This is a genomic window from Burkholderia sp. MSMB1072 (assembly GCF_001524725.1).
Taxonomy (GTDB): domain Bacteria; phylum Pseudomonadota; class Gammaproteobacteria; order Burkholderiales; family Burkholderiaceae; genus Burkholderia.
This window is the reverse complement of record NZ_LOYC01000035.1, coordinates 236505-262810: the sequence shown is the minus strand read 5'-3', so window position 1 is coordinate 262810 and position 26306 is coordinate 236505. Positions and strand designations below refer to the sequence as shown.

Sequence of the window (26306 nt, the reverse complement as noted above, 5' to 3'; positions counted from 1 at the left end):
CAATCGCGGCGACTATCGCCGCGATTGCCATTTCCGCATTGCAGCCTGTGCGATCGACGTCTAACGTTGACGGGATCGACGCCGTACGACCGTCACCCGACCTGAAAGGACGCTCCGTCATGCCAAGCCTCTCCCCGACACGCGACATGCTGCTGGCCCTTGCGGCCGGTTTTTCCCTGGTGGCCTTTACCTCGCCCGCACAAGCCGACGAGGCCGCCGGCCTCACGGCGCCAGCGCCGGCCACGCCGGTGCTGACGACCACTGCGACCGGCGTGCAGATCTATTCGTGCGAATACGATGCCGACCACCGGCTCGCGTGGACCTTCAAGCGCCCGGAGGCGATGCTGTTCGACGGCGGCGGCACGCTCGTCGTCCGGCACGGTGCGGGGCCGTCGTGGGAAGCACTCGACGGTAGCCGCATTACCGGCAAGAAGCTCGCGGAAGCGCCGAGCGCAAGCCCGGCCAGTATTCCGCAACTGCTGCTCGCGGCGACGCCGGCCGCAACCGGCACGCTCGCCGGCGTGCGCTTCGTGCAGCGGCTCGACACGGCGGGCGGCACGCCGCCGGCCGCGACGTGCACGACCGAGCATGCGGTCGGCCGCTTCCCGTACTTCGCGCGATACGTGTTCCTGAAGTGACGCGCGCGGCGTCGCAAGCGACGGGTGTCATCCCGTCGCCTTCCGCCACGCTTCCATTTAATCAGTTTTCCTATATTTGATGCGGGGAACCGTGAAATCGCCAGCCCTCTCGTTCCCTCTGGTCAGCGTAGCCGCATCGACACTTCGACGTCGCCACCGAACGGCACCGACAGATAGCCGTTTTCCGCCGCACGCACGTAAGCAAGATAGTCGGGGCTGTATTCCGCGTTGTCGGCCACGACGAACGCCCCCGCCCTGAGCCGCGGCTCGAGCAGCGCGAGAATCTCCGGGTACAGCGCCTTCGCCCCGTCGAGCAGCAGCAGGTCGACCGAATCCGGAAGACCGGCGGCCAGCGTGCGCAGCGCATCGCCTTCGCGAATCTCCACGAGATCGGCCAATCCGCCCGCCGCCAGGTTCGCGTGCGCACGCACGACCTTCGACGGCTCGAACTCGCTCGTGATCAGCCGCCCGCCGCCGTTGTCGCGCAGCGCGGCCGCGAGATGCAGCGTCGAAATGCCGAACGACGTGCCGAATTCGACAATTACCTTCGCACCGACGCCGCGCGCGAGCATGTACAGCAGTGTGCCCGTCTCGCGCGACACGGCGAGCGGATAGTCCTTCAGGCGCGCATACAGATCGGCGTAGTCCGTCTTGCTGCGCATCAGCCGCGCTTGCTCGTCGCGCGACACGTTGGCGAAGTCCGGGCTCGTCGCGGGCGACGACGCGTCGGCTTCGTCGAACAGGCGCGCCAGCAGCGAAGCCAGCGGGTCGAGCATCAGGGTGGTCATGCGAATCTCCTGTATCGGGTTGAGTGCGACTAGAATATGACGAACTATTCAGGTTTTACTATTCGCATTGGCAGACCGCTCATGGCCGACCGCCGAAACACCCCGATTGCCACGCGCAAGCAGCCTCGGCAGGCGCGTTCGACCCGTCTCGTCGAGGACGTCCTCGAGGCGGCTATTCAGGTTTTGGCGAGCGAAGGCGCGCAGCGCTTCACGATGGCGCGCGTCGCCGAGCGGGCCGGCGTGAGCGTGGGCTCGCTGTACCAGTACTTCCCGAACAAGGCGTCCGTGCTGTTCCGGCTCCAGCACGACGAGTGGCGGCAGACGCACGACATGCTGTGCGGGATGCTGCAGGACACGCGGAAGACGCCGCCCGAGCGGCTGCGCACCGCCGTCCACGCGTTCATCCGTTCGGAATGCGACGAGGCGCCGATGCGCGTCGCCCTCGACGATGCCGCGCCGCTCTATCGAGACGCCCCCGAGGCGCAGGCAGTGAAGGCGGAGAGCCACCGGGTGTTCAACGCGTTCATGCGCGAAGCGCTGCCCGACGTATCCGACGCCACGCATGCGCTCGCGTGCGAGCTGATCATGACGACGCTCACGGCCGGCGGCAAGGCGTTCTCCGAAACGGCGCGCACGCCGGCGGAAATCGACGCCTATTCCGCCGCGATGGCCGACATGTTCTGCGCATATCTCGCACATCTCGCGCACGATTGAGCCCGCGCCGGCACGGAGGCCGCGCACGCGCGCCAGCCGTATCGCCCGCATGCAGGTTGCGCGGCCGCGAATTCCGCCGCCCGCCCCTGTTCGCACCGGCGCTCCCGGCCATATTGAAAGTCGTTCGTAATATCCAATGCGTCGCCCGCTTCCACCCCGCCCGCCGACCCTGCATTCAAATAGTCGCCTTAACGGATTCGAACTAGGCGTATACACGCGTGTCGGCGCGACGAAGCCCCGTCGCACGCCGATATAAGCGTTGCGACATGCGCTGCATGCTCGTCCCCCGATGGGACGTGATCGGCGGCTCGCCTAACCTTCGCTACGGCAAAGCACACGTGACGGGGTCGACCACACCACGCGTCGTCCGACGCGACACCCTCGCGATCGTTTCGATTCGCACGTCACGACGCGCATCGCGCGTCATTCGTCTCCACGACGTTGCCGAACAATCCCAACCAGATACGAGACACCCTGACGACGGTTCGCTACGGACCGTTTCAGCATGCTGATAAAGGAGCAAGCTCATGAGCGATACCCCGGTGCAGCCGACGGTCGGCGTCGGCGCGGAAGAAACTGACTTTGGCGCCCAGGGAGTCATCGACCGGTACTTCGGCATTTCGTCGCGCGGCAGCACGCAGCGCCGCGAGATCATTGCCGGCGTGACCACCTTCCTCGCGATGGTCTATTCCGTGTTCGTCGTGCCCGGCATGTTCGGCAAGGCCGGTTTCGACACGAGCGCCGTGTTCGTCGCGGTCTGTCTCACCACCGCGTTCGGCTCGCTGCTGATGGGCCTGTGGGCGAAGCTGCCGATCGCGATCGGCTGCGCGATCTCGCTGACCGCATTCACCGCGTTCGGCCTCGTGCTCGGCAAGGGGCTGCCTCCGACTGTCGCGCTCGGCGCCGTGTTCCTGATGGGCCTCGTGTTTACCGGCATCTCGGTCACCGGCGTGCGTTCGTGGATCCTGCGCAATCTGCCCGCGGGCGTCGCGCACGGCACGGGGATCGGCATCGGACTGTTCCTGCTGCTGATCGCATCGAACGACGTCGGCCTCGTGATCAAGAACCCGGGCGCCGGCCTGCCGGTCTCGCTCGGCCAGATCACCGCGTTCCCGGTCATCATGTCGATCGTCGGCCTCGCCGCGATCTTCGGCCTCGAAAAGCGTCGCGTGCCGGGCGGCATCCTGCTCGTCGTGATCGCGATCTCGGTATTCGGCCTGATCTTCGATCCGGGCGTGAAATACCGCGGCATCTTCGCGCTGCCGTCGCTCAGCGCGCCGGGCCACGCATCGCTGATCGGCGCGATGGACATCAAGGGTGCGCTGTCGATGGCCGTACTGCCGAGCGTGCTCGCGCTGGTGATGACCGCCGTGTTCGACGCGACCGGCACCATCCGCGCGGTCGCCGGGCAGGCCGGCCAGCTCGACGAAAACGGCCGCATCGTCAATGGCGGCCGCGCACTGACCGCCGATTCGATCAGCTCGATCTTCTCCGGCTTCCTCGGCGGCGCGCCGGCGGCGGCCTACATCGAGTCGAGCGTCGGCGTGGCCGCCGGCGCGAAGACGGGCCTCGCGGCGGCCGTGGTCGGCTTGCTGTTCCTCGTCGTGATGTTCTTCTCGCCGCTCGCGGGACTCGTGCCGTCGTACGCCACCGCACCGGCGCTGATGTACGTCGGCCTGTTGATGCTCGGCAGCGTGAGCAAGCTGCACATGGACGACATGGTCGACGCGATGTCGGGCCTCGTGTGCGCGGTGTTCATCGTGCTGACCGCGAACATCGTGACGGGCATCATGCTCGGCTTCTCGACGCTCGTGATCGGCCGCATCGCCAGCGGCGAATTCCGCAAGCTCAACGTCGGCACCGTGCTCATCGCGGCCGTGCTCGTCACGTTCTATCTCGGCGGCTGGGCAATCTGAGCGCGACACCTGCTCGACGTCGCCTGCACAAGGGTGACGCGCATCGGGACGAGATCGTCTCCTCCACCATCGTCGTCGATGGTCTCCAGGCCTGGGAACGCGAGTTTCCAGGCTTTTTTTGCCCGTACGGCGCCGCGTGACGCGCTTCGCGACAACGGCGCGATACCCGTTCGCGCCCGGCGCCACGTTCGCGGCGTCGCGCCGTCAGAACGGCTTGATCACGGCCAGCCCGACGACGAGCGCGATCGCGACGATCGCCGCGCCCGCCGCTTGCCCGAGCCACGGCGCCGGCATGACGACGAGATCGTCGCGCTCCATGCGCCGCAGCGTGCCGGCCAGGATCCCGTGCAGCACCGACAGCGCGGCGACGAGCGCAAGCTTCGCCGACAGCCACGCGGCGCCGAACCAGTGACCGCTCAGCGCGAGCGCGATGCCGGCGATCCAGACGAGCGCGAGCGCGGGCGCCGTCACCGTGCGATCCCAGCGCCGCACCGCGCGATGCACGGCGAGGTTCGCAATCCGGACCCCGACGGACGACAACAGCAACCCGCCGACGAACGTGACGACGGCGACCAGATGCACGGCCTTCAGCACCAGGTAGATCATCGTGCGTGCCGCCTGCGCGCGATCCAGCCCGCGCTCGCCAGCCCCGCGAACGGCACGACGGCCGACAGCACGAGCCGCGCGACCTCGCTCTTGCTCCACAGCCCGCTCGACGCGGTGCCGACCACCGCCCATCCATACATGACGAACGCGATGCCGTGAACCGGGCCCATGATCGATACCGCGACCGGATAGCCGGCCAGATGCTTGAGCGGCACGGCCACGCACACCAGCACAACGAGTGTGGTCGCCTCCAGCAGCGACAGGTATTGCAGGTTCCGCAACGCGTTGCGATCGTCTTGTTTCATCGGCGGGCTCCAGGTAGGTTCGCCGCGATTGTCGCGTGTGGTGCGGGTCCGAGCCATTGGCTAGAATGACATCTTTCAACGGATTCCGGCCACGGCCGCACACGCCATGCACACGGTCGCCGTTCTTGCGTTGCCCGATGTCGTCCCGTTCGATCTGGGCGTCGCCTGCGACACGTTCGCGCGCGTGCGGGCGCCCGACGTCGCGCCCGCGTACCGCGTGCGCGTGTGCAGCGAGCAGCCGCGCGTCGGCGGCGAGCTGTTCGAGCTGCGTCCGCCGTTTCGTCTCGATGCGCTGGCCGACGCCGATACGATCATGGTGCCCGGCACGTCGGCGCCGCTCGCGCCCACGTCGCGCCGCGTGCTCGACGCGCTACGCGCGGCGGCCGCGCGCGGATGCCGGATCGCGTCGATCTGCAGCGGCGCGTTCGTGCTCGCGGAAGCGGGGCTGCTCGACGGCCTGCGCGCGACGACGCACTGGCTCGCAGCCGCCGAACTCGCGCGCCGCTACCCGACCGTCGACGTCGACCCGAACGTGCTGTTCGTCGACAACGGCCAGATCCTGACGTCGGCCGGTGCAGCGGCCGGCCTCGATCTGTGCCTGCACATGATCCAGGCCGACTATGGCGCGGCGGTCGCCGTGGACGCCGCCCGCAGCGCGGTGGCGCCGCGCGTGCGCGAAGGCGGGCAGGCGCAGTTCATCGCGCCCGAATGGCCAGCCGGCGGCGACGGCCTGCACGACCTGATGGACTGGCTGCAGGCCAACCTGCGCAAGCCGCTGACGCTCGACGCAATCGCGCGCAAGGCGTCGACGAGCGTGCGCACGCTGACGCGGCGCTTCCGGGAGCAGACGGGCACGTCGCCGGGGCAATGGCTGCAGATCGCGCGCGTGCGGCATGCGCAGCAGTTGCTGGAGGTGACCGAGCTGTCGATCGAACATGTGGCGACGGAAGCCGGGTTCGGTTCGGTCACCGCGTTTCGCGAACGCTTCGCGCGCATCGTCGGCACCTCGCCGCAGCGTTACCGGCAGGCGTTCCGCGCGCGCGCCGATGCGTGACGCGCATCGGGATCGCCCCGCCGCAGCATGAATCCGTCGCCCCCTTCCGCGCCAACCGGACTCGCTCCATGACCCGCATCCGCAACCCCTTGAACATCGCGCAGCTCCAGGCGTTCGTCTCCGCCGCGCACCACAAGAGCCTGCGCGCCGCCGCCCGCGAGCTCGGCGTCACGCAGCCGGCGATCACGCACACGATCCGCGAGCTCGAAACCGCGCTCAACGCGGAGCTGCTCGCCCGCAGCGTGCGCGGCGTCGAGCTGACCGCCTGCGGAGAGGCGCTGCTGCCGCGCGCCGAGCAATTGCTCGGCGACATCCGCCGCACGGTCGAGGCGGTCGAGCAGGTGAAAGGCGAGATGTCGGGCCGCGTCGCGGTCGGCACGATGCCGTCGATCGCGCTGACCGCGTTGCCGCACGCGGTGACGGCATTCCGCGGGTCGATGCCGAACGTCAGCCTGCATCTGGAGGAAGTGACGGTACCCGACGCGCTCGCGCAGTTGCGCAACGGCACGCTCGACATCGCTGCGATGCACCATGTGCCCGCGCTCGACCGCGATTTCACGCAATTGCCGCTGCTGTCGACCGAATTCACGATCGTGATGCGCGACGGTCATCCGCTCGCGCATGCGCGCCGGTTAGAGGAACTGCTCGACGCCGAATGGATCGTCACCGTCGGCGCCGAGCAGTTTCCGCACAGCGTGATGGTCGGGATGTTCGAGGCGCACGGGCTGCCGCTGCCGAAACGTTTGCTGCGCTCGCCGATGTCGTTCGCGGTGACGCTGGGGCTCGTCGCGCGCTCGGACGTGATCGGCTGCTTCACGCGCCCGCTCGCCGCGATGGTCGCCCCGCTCGGCATCCGCACGGCCGAACTCGACGAAAGCATGCCGCGCTTCGACCTGTCGATCATCGCGCGGCGCGACCTGCTGCCCACGCCGGCCGTCTCGCACTTCGTCACGTGCCTGCAGCGCGCGGTCAACGAAACGCTCGGCTGAATCGTTCCTGTGTGTGAAACGGCGGCGCGTCCGACGCGCCGCCGCCGGGCCCGGTATCGGGGCTTGTCCTAGGCGCCCTGCCGGTATTTTGTCTTGATAATCTTGCGCACGTCGCGCGCCCCCATCGGGCGGGCGAAACGGACTGTCCGACGCGAAGCCGCGGCGGGCCGAAGGCTTACGGCGCGGCACAACCGCGCACCCATCGAACAAAACGAGGAGTCACCGAGTGAAAAAGATTCTTGCGGCTGTGACCGTGGCCCTGCTCGCCGTATCGGCCGGCAGCGCGTACGCGAAAGACTGGACGACCGTGCGGTTCGGCGTCGACGCAAGCTACCCGCCTTTCGAATCGAAAGGCGCCGACGGCAAGGTGGTCGGCTTCGACGTCGATCTGGGCAACGAAATCTGCCGCCGCTTGAACGCGAAGTGCGTGTGGATCGAAAACGACTTCGACGGGATGATCCCGGCGCTGAAGGCCCGCAAGTTCGACGGCGTGCTGTCGTCGATGTCGATGACGCCGGCGCGTCAGGAACAGATCGCGTTCTCGGCGAAGCTGTTCAACACGCCGACGCGCCTCGTCACGAAGAAGGGCGCCGGCCTGATGCCGACGGCCGAATCGCTGAAGGGCAAGTCGGTCGGCGTCGAGCAGGGCACGATCCAGGAAACCTACGCGAAGACGTACTGGGCGTCGAAGGGCGTGAACGTCGTGCCTTACCAGAACCAGGACCAGGTCTACGCCGACCTGATCTCCGGCCGTCTGGACGGCGCGCTGCAGGACGCGGTGCAAGCCGAGATCGGCTTCCTGAAGACGCCGCGCGGCGCGAACTTCGACTTCGCCGGCAAGGATCTCGACGATCCGAAGACGCTCGGCAACGGCGCCGGTATCGGCCTGCGCAAGGAAGACACCGACCTGAAGGCGAAGATCGACGGCGCGATCGCCGGCATGCGCAAGGACGGCACGTACGACAAGATCGCGAAGAAGTACTTCGATTTCGACGTCTACGGCAAGTAATCCGGCCGACGCACGCGCGAATCGGCGCAAAAAAACGGGCTCCGCGAGGAGCCCGTTTTTTTTGCGCGCGGCGCCGGCGACGTTATTTTTTCCGCGTCAACCCGATGATTCGCAACGGAAAACCGCGCGTTCTGGCGCCGGTTTGATGGCGGCGAGAAAGGCAACGTACAATCGATCTTCCACGCACATGGATCATTCGCGGCTGCGCCGCACTCCCCTCATCATGCAAACGCAGACCCATCCGCTGATTTCCCCCGCCGTCGGTACCGAACGCCAGATCACCAGCTTCCATTACGGCCCGCGCGGCGGCAAGAAGGTCTATATCCAGTCGTCGCTGCACGCGGACGAGCTGCCCGGCATGCTGGTCGCCACGCTGCTGCGCCGCAAGATCGCCGCGCTCGAAGCAGCCGGCAAGCTGCGCGGCGAAATCGTCGTCGTGCCCGTGCCCAATCCGATCGGCCTGTCGCAACACGTGTTCGGCGATCACCTCGGCCGCTTCGAGCTCGGCTCGATGCAGAACTTCAACCGCAATTTCTACGATCTCGCGGCGCTCGTGCTGCCGCGTGTCGAAGACCGCCTCACGAACGACGCGCAGCGCAATCTGGCCGTCGTGCGCACCGCGATGCGCGAAGCGCTCGACGAGCAGAAGCCGCGCACCGAACTCGACTCGCAGCGCCTCGCGCTGCAGAAGTTGTCGTTCGACGCCGATATCGTGCTCGACCTGCACTGCGACAGCGATGCGGTGATGCATCTCTACACGAATCCCGATCTGTGGCCGGACGTCGAGCCGCTGGCGCGCTATCTCGATGCCAAGGCGTCGCTGCTCGCGCTGAATTCGGTCGGCAACCCGTTCGACGAAATCCACAGCTTCTGCTGGTCCGACCTGCGCAGCCGCTTCGGCGACCGCTTCCCGATCCCGAACGGCGCGATTTCCGTCACGGTGGAGCTGCGCAGCGAACGCGACGTGTCGTACGAGTTCGCGGAAAAGGACGCGCAGGCGATCGTCGAATACCTGACCGAGCGCGGCATCGTCGAAGGCACGCCGGCGCCGCTGCCGCCGCTCGCGCACCCGGCCACGCCGCTCGCGGGCACCGATCCGCTCGTCGCGCCCGTGTCGGGCGTGATCGTGTTCCGTACGCCGGTCGGCGCGATGATCGAGGCAGGCCAGGCCGTGGCCGACATCGTCGATCCGCTGACCGATCGCGTCGTCACGCTGAAGAGCAGCGTGTCGGGCGTGCTGTACGCGCGTCAGGTCGTGCGCTTCGCGACGGCCGGCATGGAAGTCGCGCGCATCGCCGGCGCCACCGCGATCCGCACCGGCTCGCTGCTGTCCGCCTGAGCCTGGGTGCGCGGCCCGCGCGCCGGGCCGTCCCGCACTGCGCATGCACTCGCATGCACCAACGCAATCGCCCGCTAGCGCGGGCGATTGGCTTTCCGGAGCGCGCGTCGGCGGCTGGCGATCGTCCGCCGGCGGCCGTGCGCGAACGCCGTTCAGAACGCCGGCACGATCGCGCCGCCGAACTTCCGGTCGATGAACTTGCGCACGTCGTCCGATTCATAGGCCGCGACGAGCTTCTTCACCCACGGCTTGTCCTTGTCCTGCGCGCGCACCGCGATCAGGTTCGCGTACGGCCCGCGCAGATCCTCGATCGCGATCGCATCCTTCACCGGCGTGAGCCCGGCCTTGACCGCGTAGTCGGTGTTGATCGACGCGGCATCGACGTCGGGCAGCGCGCGCGGCAGTTGCGCGGCGTCGAGCTCGACGATCCTGATCTTCTTCGGGTTCTCGGCGACGTCGAGCGGCGTCGCGTTCACGCCGTTCGTGCCGACGCCGGCCTTCAGCTTGATTACCCCGTACTTCTGCAGCAGCAAGAGCGCGCGGTTGCCGTTCGACGGATCGTTCTGGATCCCGACCTTCGCGCCGACCGGCAAATCCTTCAGCGACTTGAGCTTCTTCGAATAGAAGCCCATCGGCGCGGTATAGGTGAGCCCGACGTTGACGATCTTGTAGCCGCGCTGCTTGATCTGGCTGTCGAGGAACGGCTGGTGCTGGAAGCCGTTCGCATCGAGATCGCCGGCATCGAGCGCCGCGTTCGGCTGCACGTAGTCGTTGAATTCGATGACCTTGATCGCGAGACCTTCGCGCGCGGCGACCTTCGTCACTTCGGTCCAGATCTGCGCGTCGGGGCCGCTCATCGTGCCGATCTTCAGCGTTTGCGGGTCGGCGTGCGCGCCGGGCGCGGCGAATGCCAGCGCAGCGGCGAGTGCGCCGAGGCCGGTCAGGATCGAACGTCGCATGGTGTCCTCTTGTCCCGTGTCGTTGTTGAAGCGCGCATCGTGGCACGGGGCCGGAACGGCACCAACCAAGCTTATTTCATGTGCATATTCCTGGCCCTCATCGAATCTCAGGCGGAATCGGTATAACTCCCTGCTGTACAACCGGGCAAAATCCAGTGTCGCATCGGCACCACACATTCTTCATATGACAGTCGCTGTCATATTCATTACGTGGCCCGCCGATAAAGTTGCGCCGGTCCGTGAAAGCGCCCATAGAGTGCGCCGGAACCGCAACTGGACACGCCATTCATTCGCTCGGAGAATCCTTTGAACAAGAAACTGTTGACCCTCGCCGCCCTGGCAGCAACGGCCGGCACGGCACACGCACAAAGCAGCGTGACCCTGTACGGCGTCATCGATGCCGGTATCAGCTATGTGAACCACAGCAAGACCGCCAATGGCGGCACGGGCAAGCTGTTCAAGTACGACGACGGCGTGGCCCAGGGCAGCCGTTGGGGCCTGCGCGGCACCGAAGACCTCGGTGGCGGCCTGAAGGCGATCTTCGTGCTCGAAAACGGCTTCAACAGCGGCAACGGCACGATCGGCCAGGGTGGCGCGATCTTCGGTCGCCAGGCTTACGTCGGCCTGAGCCAGTCGCAATACGGCACGGTCACGTTCGGCCGCCAGTACTCGTTCTCGACCGACATCCTCGGCTCGAACTACTCGACGGGCGGCAACACGGTCGCGGGTAACTACGCGTACCACGTGAACGACATCGACCAACTCACGTCGAGCCGCATCAACAACGCCGTGAAGTTCCAGAGCGCGAACTACTCGGGCTTCACGTTCGGCGCGTTGTACGGCTTCTCGAACTCGACCGACTTCGCAGGCGCACCGGCGACGACGACGGGCACGACGACGACGGCAGGCTCGTCGCGCGCATACAGCTTCGGCCTGAACTACGCGAACGGCCCGTTCTCGCTCGGCGCTGCCTACACGGACATCCGCTTCCCGAGCCAGTCGACCCCGGCCTTCTCGACGACGATCGCGAACCTGAGCACCGGCAACGTCCGCGACCTGCGCACGTACGGCGTGGGTGGCCGCTACGTCTGGGGCCCGGCGACGGCATGGCTGCTGTGGACGCGTACGCAGTTCTCGACCGTGTCGGGCGCGGGCGGCACGTTCTACAACGCATATGAAGCAGGCGCGAAGTACGCGTTCACGCCGGCACTGTCGGGCGGCCTCGGCTACACGTACACGAACGCCACGCAGAACGGCAACTCGTGGCACTGGAACCAGGTCAACGGTATCGCCGACTACGCACTCAGCAAGCGTACGGACGTGTACGGCCTGGTCGTGTACCAGCAAGCGTCGGGCAAGGGCGTGCAAGCGCAGATCGGCTCGAGCACGAGCTACTTCAACACGTCGGGCACGGGTTCGAAGAACCAGATCGCCGCACGTATCGGTATCCGTCACAAGTTCTAAAGCATCCGCTTAACTGTCCGCGCCACGCGCGGATCACGACGGCAAGCAGCGCCCCGCTTCACGCGGGGCGCTTTTTTATGGGCTTTTAAGTTTCGCTTAATTCTGGGCTGAGAGGATGCTCTCACCCCCCCTGTTGGCCGCCTGAGCATCGGCGGCTTTTTTTTTGAGACACCCCTACGGCACCGCCATCAACTGCCCACAAGACAGGATCGGAGGCCACGATGATCGAAGATACCGTTTTCAGCCATCTGCACGCGATTCTGACGTGCCAACACTCGCTGCCGGTCCAGAGTTGCCGGGTCTCGGTGGAAATGCAGCGCCCCTGGGGCCGTCCGTATCGCCTCGTCGAGTGGACGATGCATCTCGACGCACCCGCGCGGCGCCAGATCGTGCCGGCCGAATCGACCGACGAAGAGATCGCCGAGGTCGTCGCGTCGCACGTGCCGGGCCGGCTTTACGGCGACGGCCGGCTGCAGTTCTGAGCGCGTTTGCGCTCCACCCGCCTCCCGTCTTTTGGCCGCGCCGCACGTATCGTGCGGCAGTCGGTCTCGTTTGACGCGGCAACGAAACCTGCTACGCTGCGCGTTTTCGTCCACGCAACACACGATGGAAAACGCATTCAACGAACGTGGCGTCATGGTCACGCGCAACGGCCTGTCGGCCGCCGGGCAGGTATTCGCACTGCGTGACATTCGCCATGTCGACGTCGTCAAGATTCCGAAGAACCGGCTCGTGCCGTCGCTGATCTCGCTGATCGGCGCGGCCATCGCCGTCGCCGGCGGCGTCGGCGCGTCGAGCGCCGCGCTGGTGGTCGGCGTGATGCTCGTCGTCGTCGGCTATCTCGCCTGGGCCACGCAGGACATCACGTATCGCCTGATGGTCGAGATGCCCGACGGCAAGCGCGAAGCGCTGTCGAGCGTCGACGCCGCGTTCGTCGAACGCGTCGCGCAGGTCGTGCGCGATGCACAGGCCGCGACGGCGGCCGGCTGATTCCATTCGCATCGCGGCACGCTTCGGTTCGCGATCCGCGGATGCACGCGGCGCGTATCGGCTCGCGCGGCACCTCGTCGTTTCGGGCCGAGGCATCGTCGTCGAATCGGCTTCCCGCGTCACCGTCTCGCGTGCCGCGCGTGCGCGGCGACTGTCGACCGCCTAGTATGGAAAGAGCGGCCCGCCGCCGCATCGTCCGAGGAGGCCAGCATGAACGCCCAATCGCTGTCCGGCATGCTTCGCGCACAGGAACTGCTGATCGTGTCGATGATCCGCGCGCTTCCCCTTGACGAACGCCGTGCGCTCGTCGATCTCTACACCGAACAGATCGCGTTCGCCGAACAGGCCGGTATCGAAGGCCACGGCGATCGCGCGACACACGATGCGTTCATCGCGCATGCGCGCAACCTGCTGATTCGCATCGAAGCGCTCGCTTAAGGCCCCATTTCCCCGGAATTTCCGTCCCGGCTCGCGCGAGCCGCGCATGCGAGCACTCACTCGCGTGGGTCGCTTCGTGTCCTTGTATTGATAATAATTCTCATTTACACTGACAAAATTGTCAGTTGCCTTTCAAATCGCCGTTTGCCGCATGCCGCGCGCAAACGGGCCAGCCAGGTGAACGCGTCACCCAGCCAGCCTTCGGGCTTGTTATCGTCAATGGGAGACCACCTGTGCATTGCTATACGCTGGCGCGGCGGCCGATCTGTGCCGCGCTGTTCGGCGCGTTCGGCCTGTCCGCCGCCACGGCTCACGCCGATTCGTCGCCGCAAGGCGCCACCCCGCCTGCCGCCGTCCTGACCGCCGCCGCGTCCACGCGCGGCGATGCGGCGCTGCTCGACCCCGTCACCGTCACGGCCACCCGCACCGCCACCGCGGCGAGCCGCACGGCGGCGTCCGTGTCGGTGATCACCGACGAGGATCTCGAAGCGCAGCAGGCCACCAACATCAAGGACGCGCTGCGCTACGAGCCCGGCATCACGGTGCGCCGCACCGCGTACCGGCCCGGCAGCGCCGCGCTCGGCGGCGGCCGCGACGGCGATTCGAGCATCAACATCCGCGGCCTCGAAGGCAATCGCGTGCTGCTGATGGAAGACGGCATCCGCCTGCCGAACGCGTTCTCGTTCGGGCCGCTCGAAGCGGGTCGCGGCGACTACGCCGATCTCGACACGCTCAAGCGCATCGAGATCCTGCGCGGGCCGGCGTCGGCGCTCTACGGCAGCGACGGCCTGACCGGCGCGGTGAACTTCATCACGAAAGACCCGAGCGACCTGCTGTCGATCCACGACAAACCCTATTACTTCTCGTTCCGGCCGAGCTACGACTCGACCGACCGCAGCATCGGCGCGACCGTGTCGGCAGCAGGCGGCAACGACCGCATCCAGGGGATGATCATCGCCGACGGCCGGCGCGGCCACGAGGTCGACACGCGCGGCGGCAACAACTCGGCGAGCACGCTGCGCACGACGTCGAACCCGCAGGACGTCTATTCGGAATCGCTGCTCGGCAAGCTCGTGCTGACACCGACTGCGCGCGACACGGTCAAGTTCACCGCCGAAACGGTGCAGCGGCGCGTGAGCACGGACGTGCTCTCCGCAATCAATGCGCCGGCGACGCTCGGCCTCACGACTCACGACCGGCTCGAGCGCAACCGCTTCAGCGTCGACTACGACTTCCGCGACGACGCATTCCGCTGGTTCCAGACCGCGCACGTGCAGTTCTACTACCAGGACGCGAAGCAGGACCAGTACGCGTTCGAGACGCGCAGTGCGCCGCTGAAATCGCGCTCGCGCGACAACCAGTACAAGGAACGCACGTTCGGCGGCGCCGCGTTCGCCGAAAGCGGCTTTGCGACCGGCCCGCTCGCGCACAAGCTGCTGTATGGCGTGGACGGCAGCCTGTCGCGCGTGACGAACATGCGCGACGGCACGGTGCCGGGCGTCGGCGAAGCGTTCCCGAACAAGGCGTTCCCCGACACCGACTACACGCTGTTCGGCGCGTTCGTGCAGGACCAGATCGGCTACGGCCGCCTGCTCGTCACGCCGGGCCTGCGCTTCGACACGTACCGGCTGAGCCCGACCGAAAACGATCCGCTGTTCACCGGCAAGGCCGTGTCGACGAGCGCGAACGAACTATCGCCGCGCGTCGCCGTGCTCTACGAGATCACGCCCGCGGTCATTCCGTACGTGCAGTACGCGCACGGCTTCCGCGCGCCGACGCCCGACCAGGTGAACAGCAGCTTCTCGAATCCGGTGTACGGCTACACGTCGATCGGCAATCCGAACCTGAAGCCCGAAACCAGCGACACGTTCGAAGCCGGCCTGCGCGGCAAGGCCGGCACCGGCTACGGCGTCGTGCGCTACAGCGCGGCCGCGTTCACCGGCCGCTACCGCAACTTCATCTCGCGCACGACGATCGCTGGCAGCGGCCGCCCGGTCGACCCGTTCGTGTTCCAGTACGTGAATTTCGCCGACGCGCGCATCCACGGCCTCGAAGGCCGCGCCGAATGGGTGATGCCGAACGGCATCACGCTGAAGACGGCGATGGCGTTCACGAAAGGCTCGACGCAGAACGACGGCGCGGCCAGCCAGCCGCTCAACACCGTGAACCCGTTCTCGGCCGTGTTCGGCGTGCGGTACGAACCGGGCGAACGCTGGTTCGTGCAGACCGACCTGCTGTTCCAGGCCGCCAAACGCGACAAGGACATCGACAAGTCCGACTGTTCGAACAAGGCGTGCTTCACGCCGCCGTCGTCGTTCGTCGTCGACCTGCGCGGCGGCTACCGCTTCAACAAGCACGTGAGCGCGACGATCGGCATCCGCAACCTGTTCGACCGCAAGTACTGGAACTGGTCGGACGTGCGCGGCATCGCGGCCGATTCACAGGTGCTCGATGCGTATTCGTCGCCCGGTCGCACGGTCGCCGTCAGCATGAAAGTGGATTTCTGATGCGCGGTGCCCGCGCTGCCACCCCAACCGTTACTTGAAGGAGTCCGACATGATGCCATCCGCCCTTCCCGGTCAATCGGCCACGCCGGCCCGCGCGGCCGCCGCGCTGCGCGACGCGTTCATCAAGCTCAAGACCGAGCGCCAACTGCGCAACCGCGACGTCGCGCAAGCGCTCGGCGTCAGCGAAGCCGAGGCGCTCGCCGCATTCGTCGGCGAGCACGTCGTGCGGCTCGACGCGCGCTTTCCGACCATGTTCGAGGAAATGCCGCGTCTCGGCCGCGTGATGGCGCTCACGCGCAACGACACGGCCGTCCACGAAAAAGACGGCGAGTACGCGCAGATGAGCCACGACGGCCCCGTCGGCCTCGCGCTCGGCGACATCGACCTGCGCATCTTCTATCGTCACTGGGTGTCGGCGTTCGCGGTGCGCGACGAAACCGCGCACGGTCCGCTGAAGAGCCTGCAGTTCTTCGACGCGCAGGGCCATGCGGTCCACAAGGTCTACCTGCGCGCGCACAGCGATCATGCCGCATACGACGCGTTCGTCGAACGCTGGCGCGCGCCGTCGCAGGAGCCGGGCCTCGAGGTCGCGCCCGCCGCGCCGAAAACGCCCGAGCGCGCGGACACCGAGATCGACGTCGCGGGCTTTCGCGCCGCGTGGGACGCGATGACCGACACGCACCAATTCTTCGGCATCACGCAGCGCTTCGGCGTGAGCCGCATGCAGGCGCTGCGCCTCGCCGATCCGCAATACGCGTATCCGGTCGAAACCGCGCATGCGTTGCGCCACGTGCTCGAACAGGCGGCCAAAAGCGGCCAGCCGATCATGGTGTTCGTCGGCAACGCGGGGATGATCCAGATCCATACGGGCCCCGTCGCGAACGTGCGCGAGGTCGGCGCGTGGATCAACGTGCTCGATCCGGGTTTCAACCTGCATGTGCGCGAAGACCTGATCGCCGCCGCCTGGGTCGTGAAGAAGCCGACGAGCGACGGCATCGTCACATCGCTCGAGCTGTTCGACCGGCAGGGCGACCATGTCGCGCTGCTGTTCGGCGAACGCAAGCCGGGAAAGGTCGAACGCGACGACTGGCGCGCGCTCGTCGCGACGCTGCCGCCGGCCGCACGCGGAGCCGCGCGGTGAGCGCGCGGCCATTCGATCCGCGCCGCCGTACGCTGCTGGCCGGCGCGGCGGCCGGCGCGCTCGCGGCGGGGCTGCCCGGTAGCGTGCTCGCACAAGTTGCGCCCGCCGCACCGAAGCGCGTGATCGTGATCGGCGGTGCGCTCGCGGAGACCGCGTTCGCGCTCGGCGGCGCCGAGACGCCGCGTTACCGGCTCGTCGGCGCCGACACGACCTGCACGTATCCCGACGCCGCGAAGCGCCTGCCGAAGGTCGGCTACCAGCGCGCGCTGTCGGCCGAAGGGCTGCTGTCGCTGCGGCCCGATCTCGTGCTGGCATCGGCGGAAGCCGGCCCGCCGACGGCGATCGCGCAGGTGAAAGGCGCCGGCGTGACGGTGACGACGTTCGACGAACACCACGACGTCGAATCGGTGCGCGCGAAGATCGCCGGCGTCGCGCAGGCGCTCGACGTGCGCGACGCCGGCGCCGCGCTGCTGCGGCGTTTCGATCGCGACTGGCAGGCCGCGCGCGACGCGGTCACCGCGCGCGTGCCCGGCGGCGCGCAGCCGCCACGCGTGCTGTTCGTGCTGAACCATACCGGCACCCAGGCGCTCGTCGCCGGCCAGCGCACCGCCGCCGACGCGATGATCCGCTATGCGGGCGCGCGCAACGCGATGCAGGGCTTCGATCACTACAAGCCGCTGACGACCGAGGCGCTCGCGGCGGCCGCACCCGACGTCGTGCTGATCTCCGACGAAGGGCTGGCGGCCGTCGGCGGTCACGCCGCGCTGCTCGCGACACCCGGCTTCGGCGCGACGCCGGCCGGCCGCGCGCGGCGCGTCGTCTCGCTCGACGCGCTGTTCCTGCTCGGCTTCGGCCCGCGCCTGCCGCTCGCCGTCACGACCCTGCATCGACGCCTGTCGGATGCGCTCGCCTGATTCCGGATCGACCCGATGCCCGCTCACGTTTCGCCCTTCAACGCGCCATCGTCCGCCTCGCGCGCCGGCGCCGCGCGCATCGGCACGTCGCGCCGCTTCGCGCCGTTCGTCCTGGCCGCGCTCGCCGTTCTGGTGGGCGCGATGTCCGTCGTCGCGCTGTGCGTCGGCGCGTACCGCATTCCGCTGGCGCAAGCCTGGGCCGCACTGAGCGGCGACGCAGCCGCGCAACAGGCGCGCGCCGTGCTGTTCGACATCCGCGCACCGCGCGTCGCGCTCGCGCTGCTGGTCGGCGGCGGCTTCGGCGCAACCGGCGCCGCAATGCAGGCGCTGTTCCGCAATCCGCTCGCCGATCCGGGACTCGTCGGCGTGTCGAGCGGCGCCGCGCTCGGCGCGACCGTGCTGATCGTGCTCGGTCCCGCGCTCTTCGCCGCACACGCGAGCGCGGCCGCGCTGCCGGTTGCCGCGTTCGCGGGCGGCCTCGCGGTCGCGGCGCTCGTCTACCGGCTGGCCGCATCGCGCGGCCGGCTTGCGCTGCCGCTGCTGCTGCTCGCCGGCATCGCGATCAATGCGCTGGCCGGCGCGGCGATCGGGCTGCTCACGTTCGTCGCCGACGATGCACAGCTGCGTTCGCTGACCTTCTGGAGCCTCGGCAGCCTCGGCGGCGCGCAATGGTCGACGCTGGCGGCCGTCGCGCCGTGCGTCGCGCTCGGCTGCATGCTGCTCGTGCGCGAACGCGATGCGCTGAATGCGCTGCAGCTCGGCGAAACCGAAGCGCTGCATCTCGGCGTACCCGTGCAGCAACTGAAGCGGCGCGTGCTCGTCGCGGTCGCGCTCGCCGTGGGCGCGCTCGTGTCGTGCGCGGGCATCGTCGGCTTCATCGGGCTCGTCGCGCCGCATTGCGTGCGCCTCGCGTGCGGTCCCGACCAGCGCATCGTGCTGCCCGGCGCCGCATTGCTCGGCGCGTTGCTGACGCTCGCTGCCGATCTCGCCGCGCGCACCGTCGCTGCGCCCGCCGACATTCCGCTCGGCGTGCTGACCGCGCTGCTCGGCGCGCCGTTCTTCCTCGCGCTGCTGTGGAAGAACCGCGGCGCGCTCGGCGGGTAACCCCTTCTTCACGACGACCATGCTGACCGCCCACCACCTCGACGTCACTCGCCGGCACGGCACGATCCTGCGCGACCTGTCGCTGTCGATCGAACCCGGCCGCGTGACGGCGCTGCTCGGCCGCAACGGCGCGGGCAAGAGCACGCTGCTGAAAACCTTCGCCGGCGAGCTGATCGGCAGCGTCGCGCCGAACGGCGTGCGCGTGAGGGGCGACGTCACGCTGAACGGCGAACCGCTCGCGCGCATCGACGCGCGGCGGCTCGCGTGCCTGCGCGCGGTGCTGCCGCAGGCCGCGCAGCCGGCCTTCCCGTTCAGCGTCGACGAAATCGTGCTGCTCGGCCGCTATCCGCATGCGCGGCGCGGCGGTGCGCGGCACGTGATCGCACACCGCGATCGCGACATCGCGTGGCGCGCGCTCGAACGCGCGGGCGCCGATGCGCTCGTCGGCCGTGACGTCACGACGCTGTCGGGCGGCGAACTCGCGCGCGTGCAGTTCGCCCGCGTCCTCGCGCAGCTGTGGCCCGACCACCACACGACGGAACCCGGCCCGCGTTACCTGCTGCTCGACGAGCCGACCGCCGCGCTCGATCTCGCGCACCAGCACCGCCTGCTCGATACCGTGCGCGCCGTCGCGCGCGAATGGCAGCTCGGCGTGCTCGCGATCGTCCACGATCCGAACCTCGCCGCGCGGCATGCGGATGCGATCGCGATGCTCGTCGACGGCACGGTCGTCACGCATGGCGCACCGCGCGACGTGATGACGCCTGCCCATATCGCGCGGTGCTATGGCTTCGCGGTGAAGATGGTGGAAACCGGCGACGGGACGCCGCCGGTGATGGTGCCCGCGTAGCGCGGGCGTGTGTCGCACGATCGTTGCGTCGCTCGATGTCGTACGCTGCCTTTGGCTGCGGCGTTCTTTCCAGATCCGTCGTATCTCCCCTTCGAGGAGCCCTCGTGCCGCTTCCGATGACCCGCATCATCCTGTACGTCCGCAACGTCGCGTTGCTGAAGGCGTTCTATCGACGGCATTTCGCGCTGCCCGTCATCGAGGAAATCGACGGCGAATGGGCCGTACTCGACGCGGGCGCAATCGAGCTGGCGCTGCATCGGGTCGGCCCGGCGTTCCGCCATGCGGCCGCATCGGCAAGCACGAACGCGAACGCGGCCGCCGGCAACGTGAAGCTCGTATTCACGATCGACGCCGATATCGACGCGTATCGCGACCGGCTCGCCCGCGACGGCGTGACCGTGCGCGCGCTGAAGCGCTACGACGGCTTCCCGTACCGGATGGTCGACGGCATCGATCCGGAAGGGAACGTCTTTCAGGTGATGCAGCCGGACTGAATGCCGGCGCGCAGGCCCGGGCGCGAGCGCTCAATGCTCGACGTCCGCCGCGCCGAAGCGCCGCATCTTCCAGCCGAGCCGCACGGCGAGCATCCGCATCGAAAAGCCGGCCGCCAGCGCGACGAGCGCCGCGCATCCCGCGTCGATGCCGACATGCTGCATCCCGACATACAGCGCGCCCGTGACGAACGCGACGCTCGCATACAGTTCCTCGCGCAGGATCAGCGGCATCTCGTTGCACAGCAGGTCGCGCAGCATCCCGCCGCACACGCCCGTGATCGCGCCGGCCAGCACGACGATGATCGGCGCCGTGCCGGTCGACGCGCCGACGTCGCAGCCGATGATCGTGAACGCCGCGAGGCCGATCGCATCGACGGTGACGAACAGCGTCTTCATCCGCGCGACGTGCCGCGCCGCCCACGACGCGACGGTCGCCGCGACGAGCGTGATCACCAGGTATTCGGGATGCGCGATCCAGCCGAGCGGATAGTGGCCGAGCAGCACGTCGCGCACGGTGCCGCCGCCGAGCGCCGTCACCGCGCCCACGAGTGCGAGCCCGAAGCGGTCCATCCCGCGGCGCATGCCCATCAGCGCCCCCGACATCGCTTCCGCGACGATCGCAATCAGATAGAGCGTATGCATGGCGCGCGTCAGTCGTCGGTCCGGAACAGGTCGAGCACGCGTTCGCGCTCGGCCGCATCGACGACGGCAGGCATCGGTGTGTCGCGCTTGCCGTGGTCGGCCGGCGCATCGGCGGCTGCCGCGCCGCCGCATGCAAAGCGGCTGCGGATATACGGCGGCACGTCGGCCGTGCACGTGCCGTGCGTGTATTCGGCGTAGACGAAATCGCCGTCGACGAGCGCGACGTCCTGCGGCGGCGTCGCAGCGACCGGCGTGCGCCCGTCGACGGCCGTCTTCATGTAGTCGAGCCAGACCGGCAGCGCCAGCGTCGCGCCGGTCGCGCGCCCCATCGGGCGCGGCGTGTCGTAGCCGAGCCACGCGACCGCGACGATGCCCGACGAGTAGCCGGCGAACCATACGTCCTTCGACCCGTTCGACGTGCCCGTCTTGCCCGCCGTGTCGTCACGCCGCAGCGCGAGCGCGCCGCGCGCGGTGCCGGCCCGCACGACGTCGCGCAGCATGCTGTCCATCACGAACGCATTGCGCGCCGACACGACCCGCTCGCCCGCCGGCACGGTCGCCTCGTACATCGCGCCGCCGTGGCGCTGCTTCACCGACAGGATCAGGCGCGGCTCCATCCGCGTCCCGCCGTTCGCGAACACGCCGTATGCGCTCGCGAGTTCGAGCGGCGTCACGGCGCCCGCGCCGAGCGCGAGCGGCAGCGACGCCGGATTGCGCTGCGCGTCGAAGCCGAAACGCACCGCGTGCTGCTGCACGTAGCGCGCGTCGGCGGCCTGCATCAGGCTGACCGCGACCAGGTTCTTCGAGCGCACGAGCCCGCGCCGCACCGGGATGAAGCCTTCGTAGCGATTGCCGAAATTACGCGGACGCCACGGCCGCGCGCCGGTTTCCGCGTGCGTGAGCGTGCGCTGCGTATCGTCGACGAGCACGCCGGGGAAGTAGCCCTTCTCCAGCGCGGCCGAATAGACGAACGGCTTGAAGCTCGAGCCCGGCTGGCGATACGCCTGCAGTGCATGGTCGAACACGTTGCGCTCGAAATCCGCGCCGCCGACCAGCGCGAGCATGTCGCCGGTGGCCGCATCGAGCGACACGAGCGCGCCTTCGAGCCCGTTGCGCATGTCGCGCTTCGCGCGCGGCTGCCGGCTCAGCGTGCGCTCGAGCGCGGCTTCGGCCGCGCGCTGGTCGCGCATCGAGATCGTCGTCGTCACGTCGAGGCCCAACGTGTACGCGTCGTCGTGAAACCGCTCGACCATCATGCGGCGCGCGCGCTCGGCGACGTACGGCGCCGCGACGATCCCCGGCGGCGGCGTGGTCGCCAGCACGATCGGCGCGTCGACGGCCGTGCGATACGCCGCGTCGTCGAGCCGGCCGAGCGCATGCATCCGGCCGAGCACGTAGTTGCGCCGCGCGGTCGCGCGCGCCGGGTTGACGACCGGATTGAACGCGGACGGCGCCTTCGGCAACCCGGCGAGCACGGCCGCCTCGCCCGCGCTCAGCGCATCGAGCGGCTTGCCGAAGTACACGTGCGCGGCCGCCGCGAAGCCGTACGCGCGCTCGCCCAGATAGATCTCGTTCATGTACAGCTCGAGCAGCTTGTCCTTGCTGTATTCGCGTTCGAGCTTGGCCGCCATCAGGATCTCGGCGAGCTTGCGGCTCAGCACCTTGTCGCGCGTCAGGTAGAAGTTGCGCGCGACCTGCATCGTGATCGTGCTGCCGCCTTGCCCCGGCTGCCCGGTGACGACGTTCGCGAACGTCGCGCGCGCGAGGCCGCCGACATCGACCGGGCCGTGTTCGTAGAATTTCGCGTCCTCGGCCGCGAGCAGCGCATGCCGCATCAGCGGCGGGATGCGTTCGAGCGGCACGAACTCGCGCCGCTCGACGCCGTATTCGGCCAGCAGGTCGCCGTCGCGCGAGAAGATCCGCAGCGGCAGCGCGGGACGATAGACGGCCAGGTGTTCGACGGACGGCAACTGCGTCCAGATGCGATCGATCGTCCATGCGCCGATGCCTGCGCACGCAAGCGTCAGGCCGAGCAGCGCGCCCGCGAGCGTACGCCATACGCGACGGCGGCGCAGCGGTGCGGATGGAGGCGCGGGCGGCGGCGGACTGGCAGTGGGGTCGGTCATGTCGGGCTCCTTCTTCAATGCCGCGACGGCCGGCGCGCGAGCGGCGCCGATCGGTCGCGAAAGGCGCGCATTGTCGAAGGGATCACGTGAAACCGGAACATTCTTTAGCCAAAGTTTGGCTGGCTAAATTTTATTTTGGAAAGCGCTTTGGGGCCCGCTCGCGCCGTGTATGCGGGTCTGCGGCACGTCGTCGCGACCGAGCGCACCGGGCGCATGAACCGGTTCGCTTGTACCATCGTCGGATGTTCGATCGATATCTCGACCTGTGGGGCCTCGCCCCCGACGGCGGCCCGATCCTGACCGCGAGCGGCGGCCTGTTGCCGGTCGTCTGGCACGCGCGGCCCGCGATGCTGAAAGTCGCCACCTGCGACGAAGAGCGCCGCGGCAATGCGCTGATGGCCTGGTGGAACGGGCAAGGCGCCGCGCAGGTGTGGCGGCACGACGGCGACGCGATCCTGCTCGAACGCGCGCAGCCGGCGCCGTCGCTGGCCGCGTTGTCGGCGGCGGGCCACGACGACGACACGATGCGCATCGCCTGCGACGTCGTCGCGCGGCTGCACGCGCATCGTGCGCCGCAGGTGCCTGCGGTCGTGCCGCTGCACGACTGGTTCTACGCGCTGCTGTCGAGCGATGCCGACAACGACACGCTGCGCCGCTCCGCAACGATCGCACGCCAGTTGCTGGCCGAGCCATCCGTCGACGAAGTCGTGCTGCACGGCGACATCCATCACGACAACATCCTTCATTTCGGCGATCGCGGCTGGCGCGCGATCGACCCGAAAGGGCTGCGCGGCGAGCGCACGTTCGACTACGCGAACCTGTTCTGCAATCCCGCGCACGACATCGCGGTCGATCCGGTGCGTTTCGAGCGGCGCGTCGTGCTCGTGGCCGACGCGGCGCAACTCGACCGGCGGCGGTTGCTGCAATGGATACTCGCGTGGTCGGGGCTGTCGGCAATATGGTTGATCGAAGACGATCTGCCGCCCGATACGCGGCTGCAGGTCGCCGCGCTGGCTGCGGCCGCGCTTGACCGGTAACCCCACACCGCGCGCATCGCCGATGAAAAAAGCCCACCGGCTCACACCGGCGGGCTTTCGCGTCCCACTTGCGCGGCGCTTCAGCGCGCCGGGTTCAGCGTCAGGTTCATGTGACGATTCACATCCTTGTACAGCAGATAACGGAACCGCCCAGGCCCGCCCGAATAGCACGCCTGCGGGCAGAACGCGCGCAGCCACATGAAGTCGCCGGCTTCCACCTCGACCCAGTCCTGATTCAGGCGATAAACGGCCTTGCCTTCCAGCACGTACAGGCCGTGCTCCATCACGTGCGTTTCGGCGAACGGAATCACGCCGCCCGGCTCGAACGTCACGATGTTCACGTGCATGTCGTGGCGCATGTCGCTCATGTCGACGAAGCGCGTCGTCACCCATGCGCCGTTGGTGCCCGGCATCGGGATCGGCTCGACGTCCTGCTCGTTGGTCACGAACGCTTCGGGCAGCGGAATGCCGTCGACGGCCTGGTAATGCTTGCGGATCCAGTGGAAACGCACCGCCGCATCGCTGACGTTGTGCAGCGTCCAGTCCGCGCCCGGCGGAATGAACGCGTAGCCGCCCGGCTTCAGCGTGTGCTGCTTGCCTTGCAGCGTCAGCTCGGCTTCGCCTTCGACGACGAACAGCACGGCTTCGGCGTTCTTGTCCTGCTCGGGCTTGTCGCTGCCGCCGCCCGGATTCACTTCGACGATGTACTGCGAGAAGGTTTCCGCGAAACCCGACAGCGGGCGGGCGATCACCCACAGGCGCGTGTGGGTCCAGAACGGCAGCCAGCTCGTGACGATGTCGCGCATCACACCCTTCGGAATCACCGCGTACGCCTCGGTGAACATCGCGCGATCGGTCAGCAGATCCGTTTGCGGCGGGTGGCCGCCGTGCGGCGCGTAATACGTTGTCTTAGACATATTGCATCCAGGCAATGGGTTGGTCCGGCCCCGGGCGCAAACGGCATCGGGCGGTTCGCATGCGCGTGGGGCACGCATGCGACGGCGGGACATCGTTGCCGGGGTGGCTTGAAAGCGCATGCGCCTTCGATCGGTCGGCCAGGCTTCGCGTCGGGTCCGTCCGGTTCGGGGGACGCGGCGGCCCGGGTCGTCGGGCCGGCGGCCGGGCCGCCGCACTCGCGATCATGCGGCGAGGCGCGGACGACGGCACGGTTCGACTCCGTACGCGAGCATCGCCGACGATAGCGAAGCCGATCGCGATCGACCAATTAAATGTTGCGATGACATCCATTCGATTTACCACTACCCGTCGGCGCCTGCGACGCGCGGTCGGGAGGCGTCGCGAGGCGCGCTGACTATCAGGGAAATCCTGACGGTCGCGACGTTCGTGCAATGCGTCCATACACGGCAACGCGGCGCGCAAGCGACGGTCTCGGTGCATTTCGTGACGCGGATCGAAGTCGGTTGCTACGTGCGCGGCAGCGGATCGCTGCGGCAGGATCGCGGGAGACGATCAGGTCAAGTCAGGTTGGAACGAGTCGACGTGTCGAAGGAAAAGCAGATGTCATTCGGCCGATCCTGTGCGGACGCATCGGACGCGTTACGACGCGGCGACTGGTGTCGTCGAGAAACGGGCAAAACGGCGGGAGGAGAATGGCCGGCCGTCGATCGGGCACATGACAGCGGCTGATGCAGTTGGAGGACAATCGCCGGTCTGGCCGGCGAAGCGGCCCGGCAGGACGCCGGGCTGAAGCTCGCGTCGGGATGCCGACGCCGTCGGCGCGCCGGTGCGCGGCTCGCGCACCGTACCGCGCCAGCGGCGATCAGTCCCAGTCGCGGTGGTGACGATGCTTGCGGTGACGGTAGCCGCGGTCGCCGTGATCGCGATCGTACGAACTGCGCGACATGTTGCCGCCGAGTGCTGCGCCGGCGCCGCCGCCGACTGCCGCGCCCAGCAGGCCGCCCGTACGGCCGCCCATTGCGTTGCCTGCGGCGGTACCTGCGCCGCCGCCAAGGGCGCCGCCGATGATCGCGCCGGTGCGCTCGCGACGGTTCGACGTCACCGCGCCGCCGGCGCCGCCGCCGATCGCGCCGCCGATGACGGAGCCGGTGCTGCCGCCGACCGCGCCGCCGACCGCTGCGCCGGCAACCCCGCCGAGCGCGCCGCCGAGCGCGTTGTTCAAGTCACCGGCCACTGCCGGCAGTGCGGTCGCGCCGGTCAGCACGGCGACGACGAGAGCGGGGGCGATTTTCTTCCACATTCCCGTATTCTTCCTTGTTCGCAATTCTGGTTATCGAAGTCCGCTCGTTACGACGATCTGAATC

Annotated in this window: 26 protein-coding genes; 18 read left to right on the top strand and 8 right to left on the bottom strand. The window is 68.2% G+C overall.

Annotated elements, in window-relative coordinates:
* Positions 1-119: 119 nt before the first annotated feature.
* The gene (locus tag WS89_RS20035; protein WP_059792902.1) at positions 120-638 is read left to right on the top strand and encodes a DUF3455 domain-containing protein; all 519 of its coding nucleotides are present in this window, start codon (positions 120-122) and stop codon (positions 636-638) included.
* A gap of 122 nt (positions 639-760) precedes the next feature.
* Here the strand turns inward: WS89_RS20035 and WS89_RS20030 are convergent, their stop codons facing one another.
* Entirely contained in the window at positions 761-1426 is a 666-nt protein-coding gene (locus tag WS89_RS20030; RefSeq protein ID WP_059792900.1) for an O-methyltransferase, read from the bottom strand.
* Between the two features lie 36 nt (positions 1427-1462).
* On the opposite strand from WS89_RS20030, the gene WS89_RS20025 reads away from it, so the two are divergent.
* Both WS89_RS20025 and WS89_RS20020 read left to right on the top strand, forming a co-directional pair.
* Complete coding sequence (locus WS89_RS20025) at positions 1463-2140, top strand: TetR family transcriptional regulator (protein ID WP_059499426.1); 678 nt, start codon at positions 1463-1465, stop codon at positions 2138-2140.
* A 527-nt stretch (positions 2141-2667) separates the two neighbouring features.
* Positions 2668-4056: an NCS2 family permease gene (locus WS89_RS20020; protein WP_059792898.1), complete on the top strand. Its 1389-nt coding sequence runs from the start codon at positions 2668-2670 to the stop codon at positions 4054-4056.
* A 204-nt stretch (positions 4057-4260) separates the two neighbouring features.
* Here WS89_RS20020 and WS89_RS20015 read toward each other — a convergent pair whose 3' ends face one another.
* Positions 4261-4662, bottom strand: a complete 402-nt coding sequence (locus tag WS89_RS20015) for a CopD family protein (protein WP_059792896.1) — start codon at positions 4660-4662, stop codon at positions 4261-4263.
* Entirely contained in the window at positions 4659-4967 is a 309-nt protein-coding gene (locus WS89_RS20010; protein ID WP_059499429.1) for a DUF3817 domain-containing protein, read from the bottom strand. The genes WS89_RS20015 and WS89_RS20010 overlap by 4 nt, the downstream gene beginning before the upstream one ends.
* A 106-nt stretch (positions 4968-5073) precedes the next feature.
* Between WS89_RS20010 and WS89_RS20005 the strand changes: the two genes are divergently transcribed.
* The 4 genes from WS89_RS20005 (at position 5074) to WS89_RS19990 (ending at position 9358) form a co-directional block, all read left to right on the top strand.
* On the top strand, positions 5074-6021 hold the full coding sequence (locus WS89_RS20005; RefSeq protein WP_059499430.1) for a GlxA family transcriptional regulator: 948 nt from the start codon (positions 5074-5076) through the stop codon (positions 6019-6021).
* 68 nt (positions 6022-6089) lie between these two features.
* Positions 6090-7010, top strand: a complete 921-nt coding sequence (locus WS89_RS20000; protein ID WP_059792894.1) for a LysR substrate-binding domain-containing protein — start codon at positions 6090-6092, stop codon at positions 7008-7010.
* Between the two features lie 226 nt (positions 7011-7236).
* Positions 7237-8019: an ABC transporter substrate-binding protein gene (locus WS89_RS19995; protein ID WP_059792892.1), complete on the top strand. Its 783-nt coding sequence runs from the start codon at positions 7237-7239 to the stop codon at positions 8017-8019.
* A gap of 223 nt (positions 8020-8242) precedes the next feature.
* Positions 8243-9358, top strand: coding sequence for a succinylglutamate desuccinylase/aspartoacylase family protein (locus WS89_RS19990; protein ID WP_059499622.1), 1116 nt, complete (start codon positions 8243-8245; stop codon positions 9356-9358).
* A 152-nt stretch (positions 9359-9510) separates the two neighbouring features.
* Here WS89_RS19990 and WS89_RS19985 read toward each other — a convergent pair whose 3' ends face one another.
* Positions 9511-10317 carry a MetQ/NlpA family ABC transporter substrate-binding protein gene (locus WS89_RS19985; protein WP_059499433.1) on the bottom strand — a complete coding sequence of 269 codons (807 nt, stop codon included), beginning with the start codon at positions 10315-10317 and terminating at the stop codon, positions 9511-9513.
* A gap of 306 nt (positions 10318-10623) precedes the next feature.
* Between WS89_RS19985 and WS89_RS19980 the strand changes: the two genes are divergently transcribed.
* The 10 genes from WS89_RS19980 to WS89_RS19930 all read left to right on the top strand — a co-directional run bounded on the left by WS89_RS19980 (position 10624) and on the right by WS89_RS19930 (position 20219).
* The gene (locus WS89_RS19980) at positions 10624-11781 is read left to right on the top strand and encodes a porin (RefSeq protein ID WP_034206016.1); all 1158 of its coding nucleotides are present in this window, start codon (positions 10624-10626) and stop codon (positions 11779-11781) included.
* Between the two features lie 221 nt (positions 11782-12002).
* Entirely contained in the window at positions 12003-12263 is a 261-nt protein-coding gene (locus tag WS89_RS19975) for a DUF2866 domain-containing protein (RefSeq protein ID WP_011548992.1), read from the top strand.
* A 124-nt stretch (positions 12264-12387) separates the two neighbouring features.
* Positions 12388-12771: a DUF6232 family protein gene (locus WS89_RS19970; protein WP_059792890.1), complete on the top strand. Its 384-nt coding sequence runs from the start codon at positions 12388-12390 to the stop codon at positions 12769-12771.
* Positions 12772-12981: 210 nt separating this feature from the next.
* Positions 12982-13209, top strand: coding sequence for a hypothetical protein (locus WS89_RS19960; protein ID WP_034206014.1), 228 nt, complete (start codon positions 12982-12984; stop codon positions 13207-13209).
* Between the two features lie 233 nt (positions 13210-13442).
* Positions 13443-15716 (top strand): TonB-dependent hemoglobin/transferrin/lactoferrin family receptor, encoded by a 2274-nt coding sequence (locus WS89_RS19955; protein ID WP_059792887.1) that lies wholly within the window; start codon positions 13443-13445, stop codon positions 15714-15716.
* A gap of 49 nt (positions 15717-15765) precedes the next feature.
* The gene (locus WS89_RS19950; protein WP_059793037.1) at positions 15766-16857 is read left to right on the top strand and encodes a hemin-degrading factor; all 1092 of its coding nucleotides are present in this window, start codon (positions 15766-15768) and stop codon (positions 16855-16857) included.
* Positions 16854-17771, top strand: coding sequence for a heme/hemin ABC transporter substrate-binding protein (locus WS89_RS19945; RefSeq protein ID WP_059792885.1), 918 nt, complete (start codon positions 16854-16856; stop codon positions 17769-17771). Before WS89_RS19950 ends, WS89_RS19945 begins: the two co-directional genes overlap by 4 nt.
* 15 nt (positions 17772-17786) lie before the next feature.
* Positions 17787-18875: a FecCD family ABC transporter permease gene (locus WS89_RS19940; protein WP_059792883.1), complete on the top strand. Its 1089-nt coding sequence runs from the start codon at positions 17787-17789 to the stop codon at positions 18873-18875.
* A gap of 19 nt (positions 18876-18894) precedes the next feature.
* Positions 18895-19725 (top strand): heme ABC transporter ATP-binding protein, encoded by an 831-nt coding sequence (locus WS89_RS19935; RefSeq protein ID WP_059792881.1) that lies wholly within the window; start codon positions 18895-18897, stop codon positions 19723-19725.
* 104 nt (positions 19726-19829) lie between these two features.
* Positions 19830-20219: a VOC family protein gene (locus WS89_RS19930; protein WP_059792879.1), complete on the top strand. Its 390-nt coding sequence runs from the start codon at positions 19830-19832 to the stop codon at positions 20217-20219.
* A gap of 30 nt (positions 20220-20249) precedes the next feature.
* Here WS89_RS19930 and WS89_RS19925 read toward each other — a convergent pair whose 3' ends face one another.
* Positions 20250-20861: a trimeric intracellular cation channel family protein gene (locus WS89_RS19925; protein ID WP_059792877.1), complete on the bottom strand. Its 612-nt coding sequence runs from the start codon at positions 20859-20861 to the stop codon at positions 20250-20252.
* Positions 20862-20869: 8 nt separating this feature from the next.
* Entirely contained in the window at positions 20870-22987 is a 2118-nt protein-coding gene (locus WS89_RS19920) for a penicillin-binding protein 1A (protein WP_059792875.1), read from the bottom strand.
* Between the two features lie 242 nt (positions 22988-23229).
* Between WS89_RS19920 and WS89_RS19915 the strand changes: the two genes are divergently transcribed.
* Positions 23230-24024, top strand: coding sequence for an aminoglycoside phosphotransferase family protein (locus WS89_RS19915; protein WP_059792873.1), 795 nt, complete (start codon positions 23230-23232; stop codon positions 24022-24024).
* Between the two features lie 80 nt (positions 24025-24104).
* On the opposite strand, the gene WS89_RS19910 is transcribed toward WS89_RS19915, so the two are convergent.
* Positions 24105-24941: a bifunctional allantoicase/(S)-ureidoglycine aminohydrolase gene (locus tag WS89_RS19910; protein ID WP_034206005.1), complete on the bottom strand. Its 837-nt coding sequence runs from the start codon at positions 24939-24941 to the stop codon at positions 24105-24107.
* Between the two features lie 863 nt (positions 24942-25804).
* Positions 25805-26242 carry a hypothetical protein gene (locus WS89_RS19905; RefSeq protein WP_027781621.1) on the bottom strand — a complete coding sequence of 146 codons (438 nt, stop codon included), beginning with the start codon at positions 26240-26242 and terminating at the stop codon, positions 25805-25807.
* Between the last annotated feature and the right edge of the window lie 64 nt (positions 26243-26306).